This is a genomic window from Acetobacter sacchari (assembly GCF_017377715.1).
Taxonomy (GTDB): domain Bacteria; phylum Pseudomonadota; class Alphaproteobacteria; order Acetobacterales; family Acetobacteraceae; genus Acetobacter; species Acetobacter sacchari.
Genome location: NZ_JAFVMF010000002.1, coordinates 147827 through 169301, shown reverse-complemented (window position 1 = coordinate 169301; position 21475 = coordinate 147827). Strand labels below are relative to the sequence as shown.

Here is a 21475-nt window from a genome sequence, read left to right as displayed (position 1 = left end):
GGGCCGCGTTTTTGCGTTTTCACCCTGGCGTTATATGCGAAGCCGTCAGTCAGATTCGCAGCCGACCAGTTTCCAGTAAATAACGGTCGCTGTCAGGCCGCCATGGGGTTTCAGGGCGTAATCTGGGATAGAACCCGCTCGGAAATATCCGAGCCGCTCATAGAGTTCACCGGCGCCGCCCTGCTCGGCGGTGTCGAGAGTCAGATGTGTGCGTCCATGTTCCACCGCCACTTTTTCCGCCGCGACCATGAGTGCAGTCGCCACGCCCCGACGCGCATGGGATTTTCTGGTCATCAGCTTCATGATTTCAGCTCGGTGTGGCTGATTCTCGGGAGTTGAAATGGAAATGGAAACCGTACCTACCAGATTCGCCCCTTCCATCGCGCCGAGGATGGTGCGTCGTCCTTTATCGGACTCATCCAGGGCTGCAGACCAGAATTCGCGTGCGGTTTCCATGGAGAGGGGATGCAGGAATCCGACAGAACCGTTGTCTGCGACGATCTCGATGAGCAACTGCGCCAATGAAGTGATTTCGTGTTCACGCTGATCGGGGCTTCCTCCTAGCCTATGCAAGGCCCAATCAGGTGATTTTGAGGGCATTGTGGCGATCTCCATAAATTTTTAGTCGTTGTTTCAGATTGGCGCGTACCGCCGCCGGGAGCGGAGGCAACCGCATTGACGCTGCGATTGATTAGACGTGCCGCGGCACAACGAACAAGGAGATCCGTTCATTTATGTGCATCGTGTTTGGGGCGCCTCAACCAAATCGTGTATGACCGCTATCGTGATCGTGAACAGATCATGGCGGCGCGTGGCATAGGGATGATAGCGGCGCCGTGTTAGTTCCAAACACCTTTGCCGCGACGCTTTCGGGCGTTCGCATTGCATTTATCGAAAGGGGTCGCTTAGTCTCATGGCGAAAATCAAAGTCAAAAATCCTGTGGTCGAACTCGACGGCGACGAGATGACGCGGATTATCTGGCATTTCATCAAAGACCGGCTGATCGTCCCTTACCTCGACATCGATCTGAAATACTACGATCTCGGTATCGAGCACCGTGACGCGACCGACGACAAGGTGACGGTCGAGGCCGCCGAGGCGATCAAGAAGTATCGCGTCGGCGTCAAATGCGCGACGATCACGCCGGACGAGGCGCGCGTCGAGGAATTCGGCCTGAAGAAGATGTGGCGTTCGCCCAACGGCACGATTCGCAACATCCTGGACGGCACGATCTTCCGCGAGCCGATCATCTGCTCCAACGTGCCGCGCCTCGTGCCGCACTGGGGCAAGCCGATCGTCATCGGTCGCCATGCGTATGGCGACATCTATCGCGCCGCCGAGACCAAGATCCCCGGTCCGGGCAAGGTCACGCTGAACTTCGTGCCGGAAGGCGGAGGCGAGCCGATCACGCTCGACGTGCACGACTTCAAGGGCCCGGGCGTGGCGCTGGGCATGCACAACACCCGCGCCTCCATCGAAGGCTTCGCCCGCGCGTCGCTCAGCTATGGCCGTGATCGCAAGCTGCCGGTCTATCTTTCGACCAAGAACACGATCCTCAAGGCCTATGACGGCATGTTCAAGGATGTGTTCCAGGAGATCTACGAGAAGGAGTTCAAGGCAGACTTCGACAAGCTCGGCCTGACCTACGAACACCGTCTGATCGACGACATGGTCGCAAGCGCCCTGAAGTGGGAAGGCGGCTATGTCTGGGCCTGTAAGAACTACGACGGCGACGTCGAGAGCGATATCGTGGCGCAGGGCTTCGGCAGCCTTGGTCTGATGACGTCCGTTCTGCTCGACCCGACCGGCACGATCGTCGAGTCCGAGGCGGCGCACGGCACGGTGACGCGCCATTACCGTGAGCATCAGAAGGGCCGTCCGACCTCCACGAACCCGATCGCATCGATCTATGCGTGGACGCGGGGCCTGATCTATCGCGGTCGTTTCGACGACACCCCTGATGTGGTGAACTTCGCCGAGACGCTTGAGCGCGTCTGCGTCGAGGCCGTCGAGGCAGGCGAGATGACCAAGGATCTCGCCCTGCTGGTTGGCAAGGACGTGAAGTGGCTGGACACGCAGCCCTTCCTCGATGCCATTGACGTGCGCCTGCAGAAGGCCCTCAAAGTCTGAGGCTTTGGCGGACTGCGCGCTGGCTGGCGTCTTCGGACGGCTCGTCGTGCGTTAGCCCCGTTTGGCGACGAAAGTGTCGAGCGGGTTTTAGGACGAAGATCCGTCTGTAGACAAAGAAGTGCAGGGCTCTGGAGATTAGGTCTCCAGAGCCTTTTCTTTTGATGACTATATCGCTTGCGAAGACGGCGGTTTTGAACGAGGCGGGCGGTTCGACGCCAAGCCGAGGGCGCCGACGTATATATGCCGCTTCGATTGCCGGTCCGCCTGATTGCAGACCTTCATGTGTGCAGCTGACAGTCCTCGTCTGGAGACGTTTTAGCGCCAGGAAAGCCGCCCAAATTATCTTGTCCTCTCAATTGGGCGGTATCAGGCCAAGTTGCTGCAATGCCGTCAGCGCGCCCTCTTGTCCCAGTTCATTGACGATCTTTCCATTCCTGACCTCGAGCACAGCTAGTGCCGGTAAAACGCATGGTTTTCCCGGTATTTGCACGCGGTAAAGCGCCTACGGGCAAGTCGTCGAAAGCTGAACCGGTGTGCGTCCCGCCACCGTCCCAGCGCGCGGCGACGATATCGCCTTCGGCAACCATCTCTCCCACGCCCCCAGAAATTGAGGTCTGGAAAGGTCTCCCGGAACTCGGCCATAAACTTCTTCACTTCCGCTTTGCCCTTGCGCGGACCGTGCATAGGGTAGAAGACAGTCAAATCGTCGGCGCCCAGTTCGTCGATAACGGCCTCATCGTACGGATTGCCCCAGAACCGTTTGAACCATTCTGCGACAATCGCTTTGTTTTTGTGTTTCTTTCGACATGCGTCACTCCTGTTGTTCAGCGCGATGCGCGTTTGCATCAACACCCAACGCTAGCGGAGAACGCTTCGCAAAAACGCTCCGGTTCATGACTTGAAATTGTTTGCGCGCCATCAAGACTACGCATTGGTGAGGCGTAGGCGTCGCCGCGTATGGGCCGGGCGGCCCCTCTCATCTCGACGCGTTTGCCTTTGCGATGGACGCATCAGCGTCGTATTTCGAATTTGAAAGCAAGAAACAGAGCGTGCCCTAAAGCGTCGGCGGACAGAATGGCCACATGATGAAAACTGATAAATATCCTCAGGATACTGCAAGAGATTCTCGTTGGACGAGGATACTTGCCCGTGACAGGAACTCGGATGGGACGTTGTGGTATTCCGTCTCCACGACCGGCGTATATTGCCGTCCGTCCTGTCCTTCCCGCACGCCGAACCCCAAAAACGTCACCTTGCATGACACGCTGGAAAGCGCGAGGGCGACGGGCTGCCGCCCTTGCAAGCGATGCAATCCTGAGGGGTGTTCAACCGATGCGGCAAATGCCGCATTGGTCGAGCGGGCCTGCCGCTTGATAGAAACCGCAGAAGAGGCTCCTTCGTTAGAGACTCTGGCGACCGCTGTCGAACTGAGTCCGGGTTATTTTCACCGCATTTTCAAAGCGCAGACAGGTCTTACACCCAAGGCGTACGCCAGCGCCAGCCGCGCTCGAAAAGTGCGTGAGGGGCTGGAGCAAGGTGCGAAGGTCACAGACGCACTTTATGATGCGGGTTTCAACTCCAACGGTCGTTTCTATGCGCAGTCGTCCGCCATGCTGGGCATGACGCCAAAACATTATAAGAATGGCGGCACGCACGAAGTTCTTCATTTCGCGGTGGCTCAATGCTCCCTGGGCGCTATCCTCGTCGCATCAAGTGAAAAAGGCGTTGCGTCGATCTTGATCGGTGATGATCCGGAGGCGTTGGTGCTGGATCTGCAGGATCGGTTTCCCAAGGCGAAGCTCATTGGAGCAGACCCCGACTATGAAAAGAATATCGCCAAGGTTATCGGTTTTGTTGAAACTCCGAATCAGGGGCTTGATTTGCCGCTTGACGTGCGCGGGACGGTATTTCAGCAACGTGTATGGCAGGCGTTGCGTCAGATCCCGGCAGGCGAAACCGTCACTTATGCGGAAGTCGCCCGAAGGATTGGCCAGCCAACAGCGACACGTGCGGTTGCCGGGGCTTGTGCGTCCAACCACATCGCCGTTGCGATCCCCTGTCATCGCGTTATTCGCAATGACGGGTCTCTTTCAGGATATCGATGGGGCGTCGAGCGCAAACGCCACCTGCTTCGACGTGAGGCTGAAGCAAAGTGACCGACGATTCTTTATCGGAGCGATCTGTTTTTTGACAGGGTGAGTATTGCTATTTTGCACGTTCTTTTGTCACGAAAGCGAACGTCTCGTTGATCTCTGTATCCGCGCTTGATTTGTCGTTGCGAACTGTTTGAGGAAAAATATCTGGTTTAGAATACAGTTTTTCGATCGAATACTCTCTATTTCATACGGCATGTCATGTGGGTCGCTGCCTCCAGCACCGCTGACGCACGGTTGTGGATAGGGGAGCTGGTCTCTTTTTACCTGGTTTCCCTTCGCGAATAAATTCGTTGTATCGGACCATCGTGGCGCTATTCGGCATGCTTGTCGGCAGTGAAATTGTTCTGGCCCCGCGGAAAAAATGAAGGTGGGCATAAGATTCCGTCAGCGGGGGATTACGCCACAAACTGGTGTCCTGTGCGTAAATAACGTGGACACTCTCGTGTAAAGATGCGCCGTGAGGCCCGAAAATGCGAGTGGGTTACTGTCGGGCGCGTGGCGTCACTGTTTCTGATGCGCGATAGTATTCATATATTGCCGAAAACGAGAACAATACTCTCAAGAAAATCTTGAGATTCTTCAACCGCAGGAGGAAGCGACCCTATGGTCGATACAACAAACTTTCAGGCCGATGCTTTGCGGGCACGTATTGACGCTTATGACTGGGGAACAATTTCTCAACAGATTGATCGGGAAGGGTGGTGCATATTGCCAGATCTGTTTGAAATTCTTGAATGCGATTTGATATCACGCCTGTACGGACCGACAGACGCGTTTCGCAGCCATGTCCGCATGGCTCGTCACGGCTTTGGGCGCGGTGAATACCGTTATTTTTCCTATCCATTACCGTCCCTGATAGGAAGCGTACGAACGGCGCTGTATCCACGCCTCGTCCCGATTGCCAATGACTGGTATGAACGCATAGGCAATGCCGTACGCTTTCCCAAAAGCCATGCAGATTTTCTTGAGCGGTGCCATGCCGCCGGTCAGACGAAACCTACCCCCCTTCTTTTGGAATATCGGCAGGGAGATTACAATTGCCTGCATCAGGATCTCTATGGCGATCATGTTTTTCCGCTTCAGGTTGCGGTCCTTCTTTCTGAACCTGGTGCGGATTTCACCGGTGGCGAGTTCGTCTTGACCGAACAGAGGCCCCGTATGCAATCCCGGGCGGCGGTCGTTCCGCTTGGAAAAGGCGATGGTGTTCTGTTCGCGGTTAACGCCCGTCCTCAACAGGGCGCCAAAGGGGATTATCGCGTTACGATGCGTCATGGCGTCAGCGCCATTCGGTCCGGGTTGCGGCACACACTGGGGTTGATTTTTCATGATGCAGCCTGAGCCGTTTTTTGGTGGATTGCGTCGCATATCCGCCATCTCCTATGCGCCGCTTACGCCCTGCTACCAGATGAACCGGCTCGATTTGCCTTCTACAACTGTAACAGCGTTCTCGACAGGTTTATTGGAATTGCGTTTTCCTGCTGGCAAATGGATCGAAGTTGAGCGGTGTCCCAGAGATTTCTAACTCGCTGTTAACCGGTTTCTGATCATCATGCCCGCGTTATGCATCGTTCTTTGTTGTTGCTGCTACTGATCGTGGAAAGTTTACCGCTTGATTCGGCGGTTGCGGCGATTCCCCGTGCGCTGGACGGGCCAGAGTTGAAGTCCAGCGCGAACGAATATTTGCCACGCCAGAGCACGGGCGATGACAATGCGGGAGAGATTCCGGCAGATGATGGTTCGGCGATCGGGACTGTGAACGCACGACGAGGCGCCGCCGAAATACCGGCGATCAGCCCCGACAACCCGGAATTTGAATCCCAGGCGCCTATTTCCATAGATTACGCTGCATTGGATGCTGGGTTGTGCGCACGTGCGGCCCTTTCTGCCGAGCGCATCTACCGGATTCCCGACCAGTTCCTTGTCGCGATGGGGCGTGTGGAAAGCGGACGACGCATTTCGAGCGGCCGCGTGGTCGCGTGGCCATGGACTGTCAACGCGCAAGGACGCGGGTATATCTATCAATCGGAGCAGCAGGCGATCGAAGCCGTGCGGGCGTTTCGGGCTCAGGGCGTGACGTCGATCGACGTTGGATGCATGCAGGTCAACCTTCAGCAGCACCCGAATGCGTTTCCCTCGCTGGAGGCCGCTTTCGATCCGGCGGCAAACGCCAATTACGCCGCCCGCTTCCTGACGGACCTGTTCGGCCGCACAGGAAGCTGGCCCGGCGCCGCAGCCGCCTATCACTCTTTCACGCCGGATATCGGCAACGCGTATCAATGGAAAGTCCTCGAATCATGGGCGGCGCCCTTGGGCGGTGCGGGGCGCATTGCAACGCCCGGCTCGCCACGCGTCACCATTGCCGACAGGAGATGCGGCCTTCCCTTCGTCCCTTACGGCGTCGGCCGCCCGCTCAACGAGGCCATTCAGCCCAGCGATTCACGGTTTTACGCCGCCCCCCTCGCGGCCTTCGATGGCCTCTGGGAGTGGTCGAACGCTTGCGTTCTATCGTGCAAACGCGATCCACGTCGCCCGGCAGCCATCATTGCTTCCCGCACGTTTCTGACTGGGCGTCAGAGCACGGGCGACAGGCAAGCTGAATCGTTCGTTTTGTACGAATGATTCCATGAATATAATCTACTGGATCGCGTAATTGGCTCGGATCATTCTGCGCGCATTAGCGTTGCAGGAGTATGAGCGATATGACCGAAACAGACATACGCGATATCGTCGTCATCGGCGGGGGGGCGAGCGGAGCGTTGACGGCGTGGAATCTGGCCGTACGTCATGGCGTAACCTGCACCGTGATCGATCCGTCTGAACGTCCGGGCCTCGGGCTGGCCTATTCTACGCCGTCGCTCAAGAATCTGTTGAACGTGGCGGCAAAAGGCATGAGCGCCGACCCGGACGATCCCGATCACTTCCTGAAGTGGCTGCAAGACAACGTGCCGGGCTGCGCGGAGCCTGGGGAGTTTGTCCCGCGTGCCATCTACGGCCTCTATTTGCACAACCTTTATTCCATAGCTGGGCCGGAGCATGAGCGACAGGCGGCTGTCGCATGCCGCAGACTGGAGCATGGCTTCGAGATAACGCTTGCCGATGGGCGGAAGATTCGAGCGAGTAAGGTCGTGCTTGGTTGCGGGCACTTTGATCCTGCGCGCTTGCCGGGAATTCCGCCTGAACTCGACGCGACTGGGCGTTACCATCATAACGCCTGGGCCGAGCGGGTTTTCGCCGGGATTGCCGTGTATGATGAGGTGACGGTTATCGGGACAGGGCTAACGACGGTCGACGTGTTGCTGCGCCTTCGGGAAAACGGCCATCGTGGCCGGGTGACGGCGTTGTCACGACACGGTCTGTTTCCCGAACGCCATGCCGACTACACGCCTCTGCCTGCTCCGGTCGTTACGCCTGGCGGCGTAACGCCTACGGCGCGCGCCTATCTACGGGCGTTCCATGCGGCGCTAAAGCGCGGCACGAACTGGCGCGCGGCGGTGGACAGCATGCGCTCCGTGACAAACGTGCTTTGGCTCGCGTTGCCGGATGCGGAAAAAATTCGTTTTCAGCGGCACCTGTTACGGCGTTGGGAGGTGGTGCGGCACCGTATGGCGCCGCATATCGCGGAAATTCTCGATCAGGAGCGTCGCGCCGGATCGCTGCGGGTGCTGGACGGCCGGGTCACCGCGGTTGCGGCCGATAACGAGCACCTGAACATCACGGCCGTGGCTGACGAGACGGTGTTCAGCCTTCGCGCGGCGCATGTGATCAATTGCACCGGCCCCAGCTTGAAATACAAACGTGTCGCTGCGCCTCTCCTGCACGATTTGTTCGAAAAAGGCGAGATCGTGCCGGGTTTCGGGGGGGCGGGCCTGTCCTGCACTCCAGATGGCGCACTGATCGACCGCGCAGGAAAAATTGCCGATGATCTGTTCGTCGTGGGGCCAGCACGACAGGGCGTTCTGCTGGAATCTATCGCTATTCCTGAAATTCGTTGTCAGGCAAAAAAAGTAGCGGACATTATTGCCAAGGTGAGTGCGCCATGATTCCTCGCTATACCGATCACGCAGCCAACGAACGCACATTCCTGGCGTGGGTGCGCACTGCGCTCGCCATCCTTGCTTTTGGTGGTGTGCTGACGAAGTTCGATCTGTTTCTCAGGCTCGTGGCGGCCCAGCATGACGTGGGGGCTCCTCGACCCTATGGCGCGACCGCCGAGCTTGGGGTCACGTTTGTCGCGTTGGGAATCGGCCTGTTTGTGGCGGCCTATCGCCGGTTTCGCGTTACGCGCGACGCGATCTCGGCGGAGACTGAATTGCGGAGCGCTGGTCCCGCGATGGAGCGCGCTCTGACAATAGTGCTTACCGTGCTTGGCTGCGGCGTGCTGGCTGCGCTGGTGCGGGCGATCGTGTCATGACGCTCGAACAGCTCAGGATTTTTGTCGCCGTCGCTGAGCGAGAGCATGTTACGCGTGCGGCGGAATTCCTGAACCTGACCCAGTCTGCGGTCAGTCACGCCGTAACTCAGCTCGAGGGGGAGTTTCAGCTTTCGTTCTTCAGTCGCGTCGGTCGCCGGATCGAACTGACGGAGGCCGGGAGGCGCTTTCTCGACGAGGCGCGTACGGTGCTCAGCCGCGCCGAGGTCGCGCGTGAACGGATGCTTGACCTCAGCGGGTTGCGGGACGGCGTTCTGCGCATTCACGCCAGCCATACGATCGCGAGCTACTGGCTTCCGGCGCGGTTGAACGCGTTTCGGGCGGCGCACCCCGGCATCCGTCTGCATGTCGTCATCGCCAACACGCGCGACATCGGTCGTCTGGTGCAGTCGGGCGAAGCGTCCATCGGTCTTGTTGAAGGTGATCTGCCGGCGCTCGATCTTTGTTCCGATATCGTAGCCCATGATCGGCTTCTTCTGGTCGTGGCGCCCGATCATCCGTGGGCGACAACGCCTCCGGACGTCGGAAGTCTGCTCGATACGCCTTGGGTGCTGCGTGAGGCCGGATCAGGCACGCGTATGGAGTTTGAGCAGGGTCTGCGCGCGCTTGGCGTTGACCCTGACAAACTCGATATCGTGTTGGAGGTTGCCTCCAACGAGGCTGTGGCCAGCGTGGTTGAAACAGGGGACGCTGCGGCCGTATTGTCGGCCAGCGTGGTTGCTGGGCGCGTAGAGGCTGGACTGCTGTGCGTGGCTCCCTTGCCTTTGCCGGATCGGCAATTTCGTGTGTTGCGTCACCCGCAACAGCGATTGTCGCCTGCTGAACATGCGTTTCTGACGTTATTGGGTCTCACAATAACGCCGAACAAACCTATGTGACATTGTCGTAGCGCAACGCGTGTGAGGCCTGACATGGCATAGGTCATGATAAGCTGAAATGTTTTATGTGATTTATACCGTTCGCGGTTGCTTTGGTTTTATACGGAATTTCTCATTTAATTATTGCTTGATTCGTAAATTTTTCGACAAGACGGCAGGCTTACGCAGGCGTGCGAACTTCCAGATTGACGCCGATGTCAAAGAACACCGCTTTTATACGCTGAGTGTAGGCCAAACGATCAAGTTGGCGCTGGAAGTATGTTTTCAAAAAATTCCAATTCAAAGTCGTGCGGTTTTCATAAAAATAATCGAAATTAAGGAGTGCGGAAAGCGCAAATGTAGGAAATTAATAATGATGGTCTGAACGTCATCTATTGTTTGCGTTGAAAACATCGAAAGATTCGATAATAGAGTTCGAAGAGCAGTGACGGAAATTGAAGTCATGGTGATTTCTCCGACATGTGAATAGTGGATATAAACGGAATTTCGTGCCTTCTTTGCAGTTTCGTTTCTATCCCATTTAGAAAATTTGAAGAATGAAGCTCAAATGTAACCATCGGATTAAATGGTTTCATTCGGCCTTGCGTCCACGTGGCATCGAATAATTGCGCAATATCCTCACACGTTACGTTTACGTAACGCTTATCTAGGGATATTCTCAATTTGTTGGTGATATTTAAATCGTTTCGCAGGATAAAGTATCTTATTGTGACAAAATTTGTTGTCAAAGATTTTATCCGCCCCCTATATTCAGAAAAAAAGTCAGGCCGCGATATCTCGCTCCTAGTAGATGTATGTTCAAACTCTGTATCGAGCATCTCAGAAAAATTGTCTGTTAACTTGATGCTCTTTATATCTTTAAATTTTGATAGGAATGACATGAATTCACTTTTATTCCGCCTCTCTTCATCAGGGCCAACTGCATTCACCAGTTTAGAGCCTGCTCTCAACCGACTCCTCATATTACCCTTCCTTACTATTGCGTCGCCTCTAAAATCCGCTACAGGCGACGAGCCAGCCATCAGTCTGAACTGATGACTATCATCTATTATATATCAAAACGAAACAATATGTAACAAAACGTTCAGCGGCATATTCCACAATTTCTTAAAAACAATCGCTATTGTGTGGCATGTGGCTGATTCGAAACGGTCCCCGCTTTTGAGGTGATCCTGATGATTCCATTCCCCTGTGGTGCTTGGGTGGATCATGAGGCATTCCGGTCCCGTTGATGTTGAAAATGGACTTGCGCCGCTGGTGCGAAAGCGGGGTGATCAAACGGATTTTCCGGCATATGGAGGCCGATCGCGACAATGAATACATGATGATCGACAGCACGATCATCAGAGCACATCAGCATAGTGCACGCGCTCTTAAAAGGGGTGCGGATCAGGACATCGAACGGCCCCGGGGCGGACTGATCAAGAAGATCCACACCACTGTCGATGCTGCGAGGAAGGTCGTGGCTCTTTCCCTGACGTGAGGGCAAAGGGCCGACATCGCCGAAGCAGACACCCTTCTGGATGAAGTCGATCCGGCAGCCGTTATTGCCGACAAGGCTTATGACGCTGATCCATTCATCGGAAAGCTCGAAGACGGGCATATAGCATCGGTTATTCCGTCAAAGAAAAACCGACGCAATGCACGGGAAATCTCCCGATCGTTATATAAAAACAAAACATCATCGAGCGCGATTCGCCAGATTGAAGCAGTTCAGAGGCATTGTAACACGACACGAAAAGCTGAAACCAACATTCCACTCAGTAGCAGAACTCGTCTCTGCTGCCATCGGAATCAACTGACGATACGCCCTAGAGTGAGCGTTTGGATTTGTGCAGAGATGCAATCGAATTCGTCGAGATCGATCGACTGCAAGGAGGAGCGCCAAGACGCGATACCTGTCTTGTCTGATTTTGGCGGGCGTTACGCCCACCAAAATTATAGAGCGAGCCGTTGAATTGTATAAAATATATATTTTTTATCAATCATTCGTATACGACGCACCATGCGGCTTGTTGGCGGCGCGTAAGCTGTCATCGGCTGCCTCCAGTCTCCGGAACTCTCGTCCAATCTGACGCAGCACCATGGTCGCTGCACTAGGCAGTTGCCGACCCAGACGCGACATTACATGCATGCTGGCGTCCAGCACGTTATGCCTGAGCGGAACCGCGACGAACTTACCGCTTTGAATTTCATTCGCCGCTACGAAAGACGGCGCGAGCGTAATGCCGCCGCCATGCTCCACGAAGCTTTTGAGCATGGAGATGGAGCTTGTCGTCACTGCTGCGGGAATACGTAGTCCTGAAATATGCGTGGCGTTGTCTATGATCTGACGAATTCCGTAAGAATGCTGGAGTTGAGCGATCCGTTGGTCGAGCAGTTCTGTTATGTCCAGAGGCCGTCCAAGCGCCGCAAACGGATGGTCGGCGCGCGCAATGACACGAACCGGTTGGAGCGCCACCGAATGCGTCCTCAATCGGGGTTCCTTTGGCGGGTTGTAGATAAGCCCTATATGAACAGCATCTTCCAATAGCAGCCGCGCCACGTCATTCGTGCTTGTCACGTCAACGTTCAGCGAAATTTCCGGATATCGCTTCCAGAAGCGGGCCAGGGGGCCAGCGGCGATCGTATCGATGAATCCCTCGCCAAGCGCCAGACTGATGTGGCCGCGCCTCAGGCCCTTGATATCTTCGATGCGGCTCAGCGTGTCGTCGTGGTCGGCGCGCCGTCGGCGATAATAATCGAGGACGAGTTCCCCGGCCTCGGTCGCGCGGACGCCCTTGCTGTGGCGCTCCATCAGGCTGGCGCCAACGGCTTGTTCAAGGTGAACAATCTGTCTGCTGATAGCTGAAGGATTCACATTCAGCTTGTCGGCAGCGGCTCTTACGCTGCCGCCGACGATTGATTCATGCAGATAGAATATCCAGCGCTCGTCCAGTTCCACGAAACGACCCTCCGGCGTTGCTTTCAGGGCAACAGTTATGACGGTGTACATGCCTTTCGCCAATCGCAGAACCGTTTTCACTAGGCACGACGTGGTGCGGATTTGCGACGAAGGAGAGTGGCAGGGTGTCCAAAATCGGTGTGGTCGGGCTTGGAAACATGGGGCGTGGGATGGCTGCGTCCCTGATGCGAAAGGGTTTTGACGTTCTGGGGCATGATCCGTTCCTCGACGGGCCACTCATACTCGAAGGACGAGATGTTTCGCTTGCGACGTCGTTGTCCGACGTGACGCACGCCTGCGATGTCATCGTCCTTTCCCTTCCGACCGCCGCAGTCGTCGAGCAGGTTATTGCGGGCGAAGGCGGTGTGCTGGCTTCTGGCCGCGCAGGAGTCACGATCATTGACACGTCGACGTCGCACCCCGACGTGACACGCCGTCTGGCGAAGCTGATCGAAGAGGCTGGAATGCATCTCGTTGACGCCCCGGTCAGCGGCGGTCCTTCTGGCGCCATGGCGGGCGCGCTTGGCATGGTGCTCGGCGGAGACGCGGCCGATATCGCCCGCATTGAACCGGTTCTGGAAGCCATGAGCCGCGTGCGTACTCATGTTGGCGCAGTGGGGGATGGTCACGCGCTCAAAATCATCAACAACGTCATGTGTGGCGCAAACCTTATCCTCGCCGCCGAAGCGCTCGCGCTTGGTCGAAGCCTCGGCATGCAGGACGACAAGCTGAATGCGGGCCTCAATTCCGGTTCGGGCCGCAATGCTGCGACGGAAGTCAACATGCCGCGCTGGATTCTGAATCAGGCGTTCGATTCAGGCTTCACGATGAAGCTGATGCGCAAGGACATCCGTCTGGGTGACGATCTGGTGCAGCATTCCGGCCTGGGGCTGCCCCTGATGGAGCGGACTATCGTCGCATGGGCGGACAGCGCTCCCGCACTGGCTGATCAGGCGGATTTCAACCGTATCGTCGAAATGACGCTTCACCAGACCTCTATCTCGGAGCCCCAATAATGACCGCCCAAGCGCATCGCGTCGAAGCTCTGTTCGCGCATTTTTTTCCGGAAGAGAAGGCTGTTGGTTCCTATGTTGGCGGCGCCATAGTGGAAGGGCGCGGCGACCAGATTGAGATCATAAGCCCCGTCACGACAGAAACGCTTTGTTCGTTCTCGGACGCCGGGGCTGAAGTCGCGCATCGGGCGGCCATCGAGGCGGAGCAGGGGCTGCTTCGCTGGCGGTCCTTCACCCATGCGGCACGAGGGCGCGTGATGCAGGCGATCGCGCAGGCGGTGCGGGCTGAATCCGAAAGTTTGGCTGAACTGGAAATGCTTGTCTCGGGAAAGCCAATTCGCGATTGCCGGGGAGAGGCGATCAAGGTCGCCGAGATGTTCGAATATTACGCTGGCTGGACTGACAAGCTTTTCGGGGAAGTCATTCCGACGCCCACGTCGCACCTGAATTATACGTTGCGTGAACCGGTTGGCGTCATTCTTCAGATTACGCCCTGGAATGCGCCAATCTTTACCGCCGGATGGCAGCTGGCCCCGGCGATTGCGATGGGGAACGCCGTCGTTCTGAAGCCTTCGGAGCGGACGCCCCTGACGTCCCTTGCGCTGGCCAGGGTGGCGGAGAAAGCCGGGCTGCCAATCGGGGTCATCAATGTGTTGAACGGCTATGGACATACCGCTGCACAGGCGGCCGTCGCCGAACCTGCGGTCAAGAAGGTGGTCTTCGTCGGATCGCCAGCCGTGGGCGCGCAGATCGCCGCCGCCGCCGCGCGCTTGCTGAAACCGAGCGTGCTCGAACTGGGCGGTAAATCCGCCAACATCGTGTTCGAGGACGCGGATCTGGCGCTTGCGGCCAAGGGCGCGCAGGCTGCGATTTTCGCGGGCGCGGGCCAAAGCTGTGTCGCAGGGTCGCGCCTGCTGGTGCAGCGTTCCATCTATGATCGGTTCGTCCGTATCGTCGCCGAGGGCGCTGCACAGATCAGGGTTGGAGATCCGGCCAGCCCGGACACCGAGGTTGGGCCGATCAACAACATTCGGCAGTTCGAGCATGTGCGCACCATGATCGACAAGGGCGTTGAGGCCGGCGCCGTGGCGACGCCGCCGCTCGGCGACGTCGATCCTGCGAAGGGCTATTTCGTGCCTCCCACGATCCTGACGGGCGTCGATAACGACATGTCCGTGGCCCAGACTGAAATTTTTGGTCCGGTGGTCGTAGCGATCCCGTTTGAGGATGAGGCCGAGGCGGTGGCCCTTGCGAATGCAAGCCCGTTTGGTCTGGCGGGAGCGGTCTGGACGCGCGACGTCGGTCGGGCGCATCGCGTCGCTTCAGGCGTGCGTGCTGGCACCTTCTGGATCAATTCCTACAAGACGATCAACGTGGCTTCGCCATTTGGCGGATCAGGGCAGAGCGGGTACGGTCGATCGAGCGGCGTAGACGTGCTCAGGGAGTACACGCACATGAAAAGCGTCTGGGTCGAGACGGCAAGGGAGCCAACGGCCGCCTTCGGTTATGCTCCCGGTCTCGGCTGAGTGATGAGCGCCGGGTCTGTCTCCCCGACCGCGACGCCAACGCCAGCCGCCGGACGCTTTGTTCCGAAGCGTCCGGACATGCTGCGCATCCTGCTTGCGACTACGTTCATCGTGATCGCTGCCGAGGTCATCGGTCCGATCACCGTTCCGATTGGCCCTGGCGGCGTCACCCTTCTGCCGCTCGTTTGGGCGCTCATCGCGGGAGCGCTGTACGGCGCCTGCGGACAGGTTTTTTCCCGAACCATGACGCTGTCCGTGCAAGCGCAGGTGACGGCGGCGAAACTTCTGCAACCCGTATTGTTGCTCTTCATCACGCGATTGGGCCTGTTGGTTGGAGGCTCGATTCCGAAAGTGTTGCAGGCCGGATGGGCGCTCGTGTTTCAGGAGTTCGGGCATTTTCTGGGAACCATGGTTTTCGGCCTGCCGCTAGCCCTGCTGCTTGGGATAAAACGTGAAGCGATAGGCGCGACATTTTCCATCGGCCGTGAACCGAGCCTTGCGATCATCGGAGAGCGGTTTGGGATGAACTCTCCGGAAGGGCGCGGCGTGCTCGCCGAATATCTTACTGGCGCCATTTTCGGCGCCATTTTCATCGCGCTGTTTGCAGGTCTGCTTACTGATACTGGCTGGTTCAGCCCTTACGCCTTGGCGATGGGCTCTGGCATCGGCTCGGGCAGCATGATGGCGGCTGCTTCCGGGGCGATTGCGGCCCGCATGCCGCCGTCTGTGGCTGATGACATCGCCGTTTTCGCCGCTGCGAGCAATCTTATCACGACCACGATCGGTACCTATTTCACGGTGCTGATCTCTCTGCCTTGCACGATATGGGCGTATCGCGTCCTGGAACCACTTCTAGGGCGCAGGGTGACGTACCGAACGTCGGAAATTCGCGACGTCGACGTCGTGCATGACGACGGGCGGCAGTTATCCTTTCGCTGGGTGCTGGTCTGCTGGCTTTTCATCGGCTGCCTTGCGCTAGTCGGGAACCGGATCGGTCACGGCGCCGCCGTGACAACATCCACCATGCTGGGCATGGTGATCATTGTTGCAATCAGCGTAGCAGGACTCGGGCTTTATCGTCTGGCAGGCTGCCGCATACCGGCCGTTCTGTGGTGTTCCATCGTCGCCATGCTGGTGACGTTGCCCGGCTTTCCCGGCGCCGCCACGGTGAGGGCGATGACTGCGCCGATCAATTTTCTGTCGCTCGTCACCCCGATCCTGGCTTTGGCTGGACTATCCGTAGCCAAGGACATTCCGGCTTTCCGCCGGTTGGGGTGGAGGATCGTGGTCGTGTCGTTTTGCGCGAACGCCGGAACATTTCTGGGCGCGACGCTGATCGCCCAGTTTTTCATGCACCAACCGAACTGAAGCGGTTATCGTCTTCGCTCTTCGTATCCTCCGCAATGATAGAGAGCGCACTTCATCCGGCCATGCCGACGCCCATCGCGGGGTCGGTAATGCTCGCCCGGCCGGTTTCAACGTGACCGGCGACGCGAATTTCGCTGCCTGCTTCATCCGCTGCAGTGACGGTCAGATCGTACCAATGGTGGGTATTCGCAAGATCGAGTATCTGCGTCATTTTTTCCATCGCAGGAACGGTGAGGATACGGTCGACGGAGCCATAGGCGTTGTCGCGGAGCGTCAGCTGTTTGGGCGTACTGGCGCTGTTCGCGATTTCAAGAACGAGCGCGCCCTTCGCTGCATCGTGTCGTGCGATGAGCGAAATTGCACCCGGCCCCGCAAGTCGCAGGTATCGGGCGAAACCGTTGGGACCAAGCACGGCGAAGCGGCGTTCGGCCGATCCGTCGGGCGCCCATTCGTCCTGAAGCGATTTTCCCGCTTCAATTGTATATCGCCGTGGTGCTTCCTGAGTGAGCTCGCGATAGACGAGAAGGCAGGCCGCGCGCGCGCCGTCATTGCGCATGGTGATTGTCACTGCGCCGGAGAGGGAGGTGGCAAAGTCGGCGGCAAGCGCATAAGGTAGAGCGCGAGCAGGCCGCGCCCCCGGCTCCACGAAGCCAATGTCCTCGATTCGACTTTGCGGCGGAATGACAGGATTTGGTAGTTTGCACTGAGCGTCTGCAATTTTCTTGTAAACGTCCGTATCTGGGAGTGGTGTTTTGATATGTCGCTTACGCGAGAAGTCGAATGCGCTGGTCAGATCGCCGCAGACTGCGCGCCGCCAAGGCGTGATATTGGGCTCGCGTACGCCGAACCGCGCTTCGATGAAACGAATAACAGACGTGTGGTCGAAAACCTCGGAGCAGACGAAACCGCCTGTGCTCCACGGTGAGATGGCAAAAGCTGGCACGCGTGGACCAAGTCCGTAAGGCAGCAGATCGGCCGTATAGCGTTCCGGTTCATAGCTGCTGATCCTGTCGTGAATCTCGCCGGTCGTCGCAATCGTGCTCTTGCCCGGAAGAACCGGCGTGGGTGGTTGCGGCGGCGGAAGATGGTCGAAATAACCATCGTTCTCGTCATACATGATGAGGAAGGCCGTGCGCGCCCATACTTCCGGATTGGCTGTCAGCGCATCAAGCGCATGAGCGATGAACGTTGCGCCGTAGCCCGGCGTCCAGCGCGGATGCTCCGAATATGCGGCGGGGGGAAGGATCCACGACACCTGCGGCAGGCGGTCCGCCAGAACGTCGGCGCGCAGCTGGTTTAGGGGGCGGGCGACCATGGCGCGTTCGTAGAGCGGCGAACCCGGCTGCGCCTTCACGTAGTTCTCGAAGCACATCAGGACATTGGTGCCGAAATTGCCGTTTTCGACATCCGATACGGAGACACCCTGTTGATAAATCCGCCAATCCACGCCCGCTTCCTGCAGGCGCTCGGGGTAGGTTGTCCACGAGAAGGGCGGCGCGACGTGCGGATAAAAGGGCCGGTCCACCCAGTCCACGTTGTCGAGGACCGGACCGCCGCCCGCGCCTGTCGGATCCACCATGCCGGTCATCAGATAATAACGGTTCGGATGCGTCTGTGTCGGCGTCGAACAAAACCAGTTGTCGCAGGTCGTAAATGCGTCGGCGAGCGCGTAATGAAACGGAATGTCGTCGCGCGTGTAATAGCCCATCGTCATGTCTTTCTTGTGACGGGGCCACTGATCGTTCCATCCCTTGTTGATCGCGGCGTGCGTGGGCGCCCAGTTATGATCGAGGTCGATCACGCATTGGGCGCTTGTCGTCTGGGTCGGAAGGTGAAAGGGCGTGATCCAGCCGTCTTCCGCCTTGTGTCGCTGTTGCCACCAGATCGGCAGGCCTTGCGGCCCGCGCACGACATGCCGGTCGCCATAGCCGCGCACGCCGTTGAGGTGACCGAGGTAATGGTCGAAAGCACGATTTTCCTGCATCAGCACGACAATGTGCTGAACGTCTTCAATCGTTCCGCTATCCCGTCCGGCCGGAATCGCCTGTGCGCGACGAATGGAAGGCAACAGGGAAGTCAGGGAGAAACCCGCCCCCAGTCCGAGAAGCGCACGGCGCTCGAGTTGTGACGCCACTGCAAGCGCTCCATATGTTTATTTGGTTATGTTATAACGTCGTCGTCGAGCGATGGAAGGAGGCAGGTGTCTGGTTCTTGTGTCAATTCCGTGAATCTCTATGCCTGGAAAAGGCGTGGCCGCCTCCATTCCTCACTTTATTGAAATATATATTGGATATCCGTCCAAATAGATTCCCAAGCTGGCCTGCTCACCGAGAGTAAATGGTCGATTGGCGTCGCTGTTTTGTCTGTCGATGGGGGGTTATTTGCATGCACAAAGACATTCGTAGAATTTTTTTGAATTTAGTTTCTGTGTGCCGTGTCGGAAAAACAGGTATTACCTGATGGCGTAATATACGAACATAGAGTCTGTTCGGATGGTCTGTTCAGAAAATCCGTAAACTTCTTGGTTCTGGACGGATCGTTTCGCGCAGGCTTGTAACAAGCCTGCGGCGTCGGGGGGAGGCGTCCGCGTGCGAGGAGTATCCATCGGGTAACAGATGATCGTTCTTCAAATTGGCAGGGGTAGTGTCTGTTTTTTCTACGAAAGCCTCGATCGTTGGTTTAGGCAGCCCGTTTCCGGCAAAATGACGTAAAGCCAATCGATAGATGCGTCTTGGTGCACGAAAAACGACCTACGGTAGCGGGGCGGAAAGCTGCGTCAGAGTGCGCAAGGCATGTCATCACCGCTGCCATATTCGAATTCCCTTTGAAATATCAGGCGATCGCAACAGGTCGGGAACAACCGAGGCGGACTTCGATCCACCACACCGCCGCTCGTCAGGCGGCGGTCAGCACCGTCAGGCCTTTTTCAAGATCCGCGATAAGATCTTCCGCCGCCTCCAGGCCAATGTTGAGTCGGAACGACGGCCCTTCATCGCTTTGCTCCGAAGCGGACACAGACCGCACGATCCCTCCAGTCGTCGGCAGCACGAGACTCTCGAACCCCCCCCATGACGCCCCGATGCCGAACAGACTCAGAGAGTCGACCATCGCTTCCATGGCCACGCGCGTGAAGGCGGGCGTCAGAGAAACGCCGAACACCGTGCCTGCCCCTGAGAAATCGCGTTTCCACAACGCATGACCGGGACAATCGGGAAGAGCCGGGTGCAGGACGCGGGAAACTTCCGGTCGCGCGTCCAGCCACCGCGCGACTTGCAGAGCTGTTCGCGACTGATGCGCAAGCCGCACGCCCATGGTGCGCAACCCGCGCAGAGTCAGCCAGCATTCGTCCGGCCCGGCGAGCTGCCCGAGCTGGATCGCAGCGTCACGCAAAGCCCGCCACAAACCGTCATCCGCGACAGTGATCGCGCCCAGCACCGCATCCGAATGTCCGGCTGCGTATTTCGTCAGAGCCTGTACCGACACATCAACGCCATGTTCGAACGGCGAGAAAACGCCGAAGCCCCAGGTGTTGTCGAGCAGCAGCCGAGCGCCGCCTTCGTGTGCCACACGGGCGAGCATCTTCACGTCCTGTATTTCGAAGGTATGGCTGCCTGGGCTCTCCGCGAACACAACCTGCGTGTTGGATCGCATCAGCGCGCGCAACGCATCTTCGCCAGCGCACGGATCGTAATACTCAGTCTCGACGCCGAAGCGTCGCAACATGGTGTCGGCGAAGCGCCGCGTCGGCCCGTAGCAGGAGTCGGGGATCAGGCAGTGACCGCCCGCGCTGGTCCAGACCAGCAGCGCCGTGGTGCAGGCCGCAAGCCCGGACGACACGACCTGCGTGTTGGCGCCGCCTTCCACGGCTGCGACAGCACGCTCGAGCTGATGCTGGACCGTCGATCCCATCGCCCCGTAGATTGCGACGTGTTCGTAGCGCTCGCGCCCCACGCTCTGCATCGTGGCGATGTCGGGGAATAGAACCGTCGACCCTCGCGTCACGCTAGGGTTGACCAGCCGCCCGCCTTGCGGCGCCTCGTCAGCTTCAGGGCGGCCGACGCGAACGAGCAGGGAGTTCAGACGATCCCACCCGGCGGAGACTGCGTTTTCGTCGCTCATCCCGCGCTCGTGGCGGCTGGACCGCCAGTCCCTGTTTCGATTGGCGCTCCGGGCGTCGACGCCCATTCGGCCCAAGACCCGTCATAGATCGCCGCAGGCGGAAGTCCTGCAGCCTCAATGGCGACGGCGATAACAGAGGCGGTCATGCCAGAGCCGCAGGTCGCGATGACGGGCGCCGCGCCGGTTGCGCCGGCGTGGACAAGGCGTTCGTTCAGTTCGCCTGGCGACAGGAACCGTTTGTCGGCGCCCAGCAATTCGCCAAAGGGGAGGCTGACTGCGCCGGGTATGTGGCCGGAAGACAGCCCCGGTCTTGGCTCGGGTGCGATGCCTTCAAAACGTCCCCGCGCACGGGCGTCCAAAATGATCACTTCGCCCGGGTGTGACGCATGGGCGAGCATGTCTCCCAGACCGGAGAGGCGCTGAACGGTCAGCCGCGCCTCGTAAACGGCACTCACTGCCGGAGTTGGTGGACCGTTTTCCACAGCGCCACCAGCGGCGATCCAGGCGGGAAGCCCGCCGTCAAGCACATAGACGCGTTCATGGCCGAAAAGGCGGGCCAGCCACCAGGCGCGGCAAGAGGAAGCGATATTGCCCTGATCGTAGAAAACGATCGTGCTTTCGCGCGTCAGCCCAAGCTCCCCGGCGAGGCGGGCGAAGCGGGAGGCCGTCGGCGCCATATGGGGAAGGGAGGCTTCGGGGTCGGAAAAAACATCAATGTCGAATCGTCTGGCGCCCGGAATGCGGCGCGCGAGGAATTCCGAATCGGGGTCCCGCGTCTCGCCGGGAAGCAGAGCCGTGGCGTCGAGGGCGACAACCCCCGATCCAGATATGCTGGAAAGAAGGGTTTCGGCCGATATCAGCGGCGTCTGGCGCGGCGACGACGCGGGATGAGCGGACATGCTATCAATTGC

18 protein-coding genes are annotated in these 21475 nt (G+C 58.1%); 11 read left to right on the top strand and 7 right to left on the bottom strand.

The annotated features are described in order from the left end of the window. Window positions 1-45: 45 nt before the first annotated feature. Complete coding sequence (locus J2D73_RS02400) at window positions 46-615, bottom strand: GNAT family N-acetyltransferase (protein ID WP_207879026.1); 570 nt, start codon at window positions 613-615, stop codon at window positions 46-48. A gap of 298 nt (window positions 616-913) precedes the next feature. Here J2D73_RS02400 and J2D73_RS02395 point away from each other — a divergent pair, with 298 nt between their 5' ends. Beyond that, on the top strand, window positions 914-2131 hold the full coding sequence (locus J2D73_RS02395; protein WP_207879024.1) for an NADP-dependent isocitrate dehydrogenase: 1218 nt from the start codon (window positions 914-916) through the stop codon (window positions 2129-2131). Between the two features lie 413 nt (window positions 2132-2544). On the opposite strand, the gene J2D73_RS21250 is transcribed toward J2D73_RS02395, so the two are convergent. Continuing rightward, window positions 2545-2718, bottom strand: a complete 174-nt coding sequence (locus J2D73_RS21250; protein ID WP_369334002.1) for a nuclear transport factor 2 family protein — start codon at window positions 2716-2718, stop codon at window positions 2545-2547. Between the two features lie 495 nt (window positions 2719-3213). Here J2D73_RS21250 and ada point away from each other — a divergent pair, with 495 nt between their 5' ends. From ada to J2D73_RS02360, 6 genes are all read left to right on the top strand, one after another. Further along, on the top strand, window positions 3214-4287 hold the full coding sequence (gene ada, locus J2D73_RS02385) for a bifunctional DNA-binding transcriptional regulator/O6-methylguanine-DNA methyltransferase Ada (protein WP_207879020.1): 1074 nt from the start codon (window positions 3214-3216) through the stop codon (window positions 4285-4287). 603 nt (window positions 4288-4890) lie between these two features. Further along, window positions 4891-5625, top strand: coding sequence for a 2OG-Fe(II) oxygenase (locus J2D73_RS02380; RefSeq protein WP_207879018.1), 735 nt, complete (start codon window positions 4891-4893; stop codon window positions 5623-5625). A gap of 222 nt (window positions 5626-5847) precedes the next feature. Continuing rightward, window positions 5848-6906: a transglycosylase SLT domain-containing protein gene (locus J2D73_RS02375; protein ID WP_243429567.1), complete on the top strand. Its 1059-nt coding sequence runs from the start codon at window positions 5848-5850 to the stop codon at window positions 6904-6906. Window positions 6907-6986: 80 nt separating this feature from the next. Continuing rightward, window positions 6987-8327, top strand: a complete 1341-nt coding sequence (locus J2D73_RS02370; protein ID WP_207879016.1) for an FAD/NAD(P)-binding protein — start codon at window positions 6987-6989, stop codon at window positions 8325-8327. After that, window positions 8324-8698, top strand: a complete 375-nt coding sequence (locus J2D73_RS02365) for a YidH family protein (RefSeq protein ID WP_207879014.1) — start codon at window positions 8324-8326, stop codon at window positions 8696-8698. The genes J2D73_RS02370 and J2D73_RS02365 overlap by 4 nt, the downstream gene beginning before the upstream one ends. Further along, window positions 8695-9594, top strand: coding sequence for a LysR family transcriptional regulator (locus J2D73_RS02360; RefSeq protein WP_207879012.1), 900 nt, complete (start codon window positions 8695-8697; stop codon window positions 9592-9594). Before J2D73_RS02365 ends, J2D73_RS02360 begins: the two co-directional genes overlap by 4 nt. A gap of 1207 nt (window positions 9595-10801) precedes the next feature. Here the strand turns inward: J2D73_RS02360 and J2D73_RS02355 are convergent. Continuing rightward, entirely contained in the window at window positions 10802-11197 is a 396-nt protein-coding gene (locus tag J2D73_RS02355) for a hypothetical protein (RefSeq protein WP_207879010.1), read from the bottom strand. Here J2D73_RS02355 and J2D73_RS21245 point away from each other — a divergent pair. Continuing rightward, complete coding sequence (locus J2D73_RS21245) at window positions 11093-11551, top strand: hypothetical protein (protein ID WP_207879229.1); 459 nt, start codon at window positions 11093-11095, stop codon at window positions 11549-11551. The two genes, J2D73_RS02355 and J2D73_RS21245, sit on opposite strands and share 105 nt — an antisense overlap. A gap of 24 nt (window positions 11552-11575) precedes the next feature. Here J2D73_RS21245 and J2D73_RS02345 read toward each other — a convergent pair whose 3' ends face one another. Further along, window positions 11576-12589, bottom strand: a complete 1014-nt coding sequence (locus tag J2D73_RS02345) for a LysR family transcriptional regulator (protein WP_207879008.1) — start codon at window positions 12587-12589, stop codon at window positions 11576-11578. Between the two features lie 74 nt (window positions 12590-12663). Between J2D73_RS02345 and J2D73_RS21135 the strand changes: the two genes are divergently transcribed. From J2D73_RS21135 to J2D73_RS02330, 3 genes are read left to right on the top strand one after another with little or no spacing between them, the layout of a single operon-like run. Next, entirely contained in the window at window positions 12664-13554 is an 891-nt protein-coding gene (locus tag J2D73_RS21135; RefSeq protein WP_341535004.1) for an NAD(P)-dependent oxidoreductase, read from the top strand. Continuing rightward, window positions 13554-15077 (top strand): aldehyde dehydrogenase family protein, encoded by a 1524-nt coding sequence (locus tag J2D73_RS02335; RefSeq protein ID WP_207879006.1) that lies wholly within the window; start codon window positions 13554-13556, stop codon window positions 15075-15077. Before J2D73_RS21135 ends, J2D73_RS02335 begins: the two co-directional genes overlap by 1 nt. A 3-nt stretch (window positions 15078-15080) precedes the next feature. Then, entirely contained in the window at window positions 15081-16445 is a 1365-nt protein-coding gene (locus J2D73_RS02330) for a DUF3100 domain-containing protein (protein WP_207879003.1), read from the top strand. 52 nt (window positions 16446-16497) lie between these two features. Here the strand turns inward: J2D73_RS02330 and J2D73_RS02325 are convergent, their stop codons facing one another. The 3 genes from J2D73_RS02325 to J2D73_RS02315 form a co-directional block, all read right to left on the bottom strand. Beyond that, window positions 16498-18579: a phosphocholine-specific phospholipase C gene (locus J2D73_RS02325; protein WP_207879002.1), complete on the bottom strand. Its 2082-nt coding sequence runs from the start codon at window positions 18577-18579 to the stop codon at window positions 16498-16500. A gap of 761 nt (window positions 18580-19340) precedes the next feature. After that, entirely contained in the window at window positions 19341-20564 is a 1224-nt protein-coding gene (metC, locus tag J2D73_RS02320; protein WP_207879000.1) for a cystathionine beta-lyase, read from the bottom strand. After that, on the bottom strand, window positions 20561-21463 hold the full coding sequence (locus tag J2D73_RS02315; protein ID WP_207878999.1) for a sulfurtransferase: 903 nt from the start codon (window positions 21461-21463) through the stop codon (window positions 20561-20563). Before J2D73_RS02315 ends, metC begins: the two co-directional genes overlap by 4 nt. Between the last annotated feature and the right edge of the window lie 12 nt (window positions 21464-21475).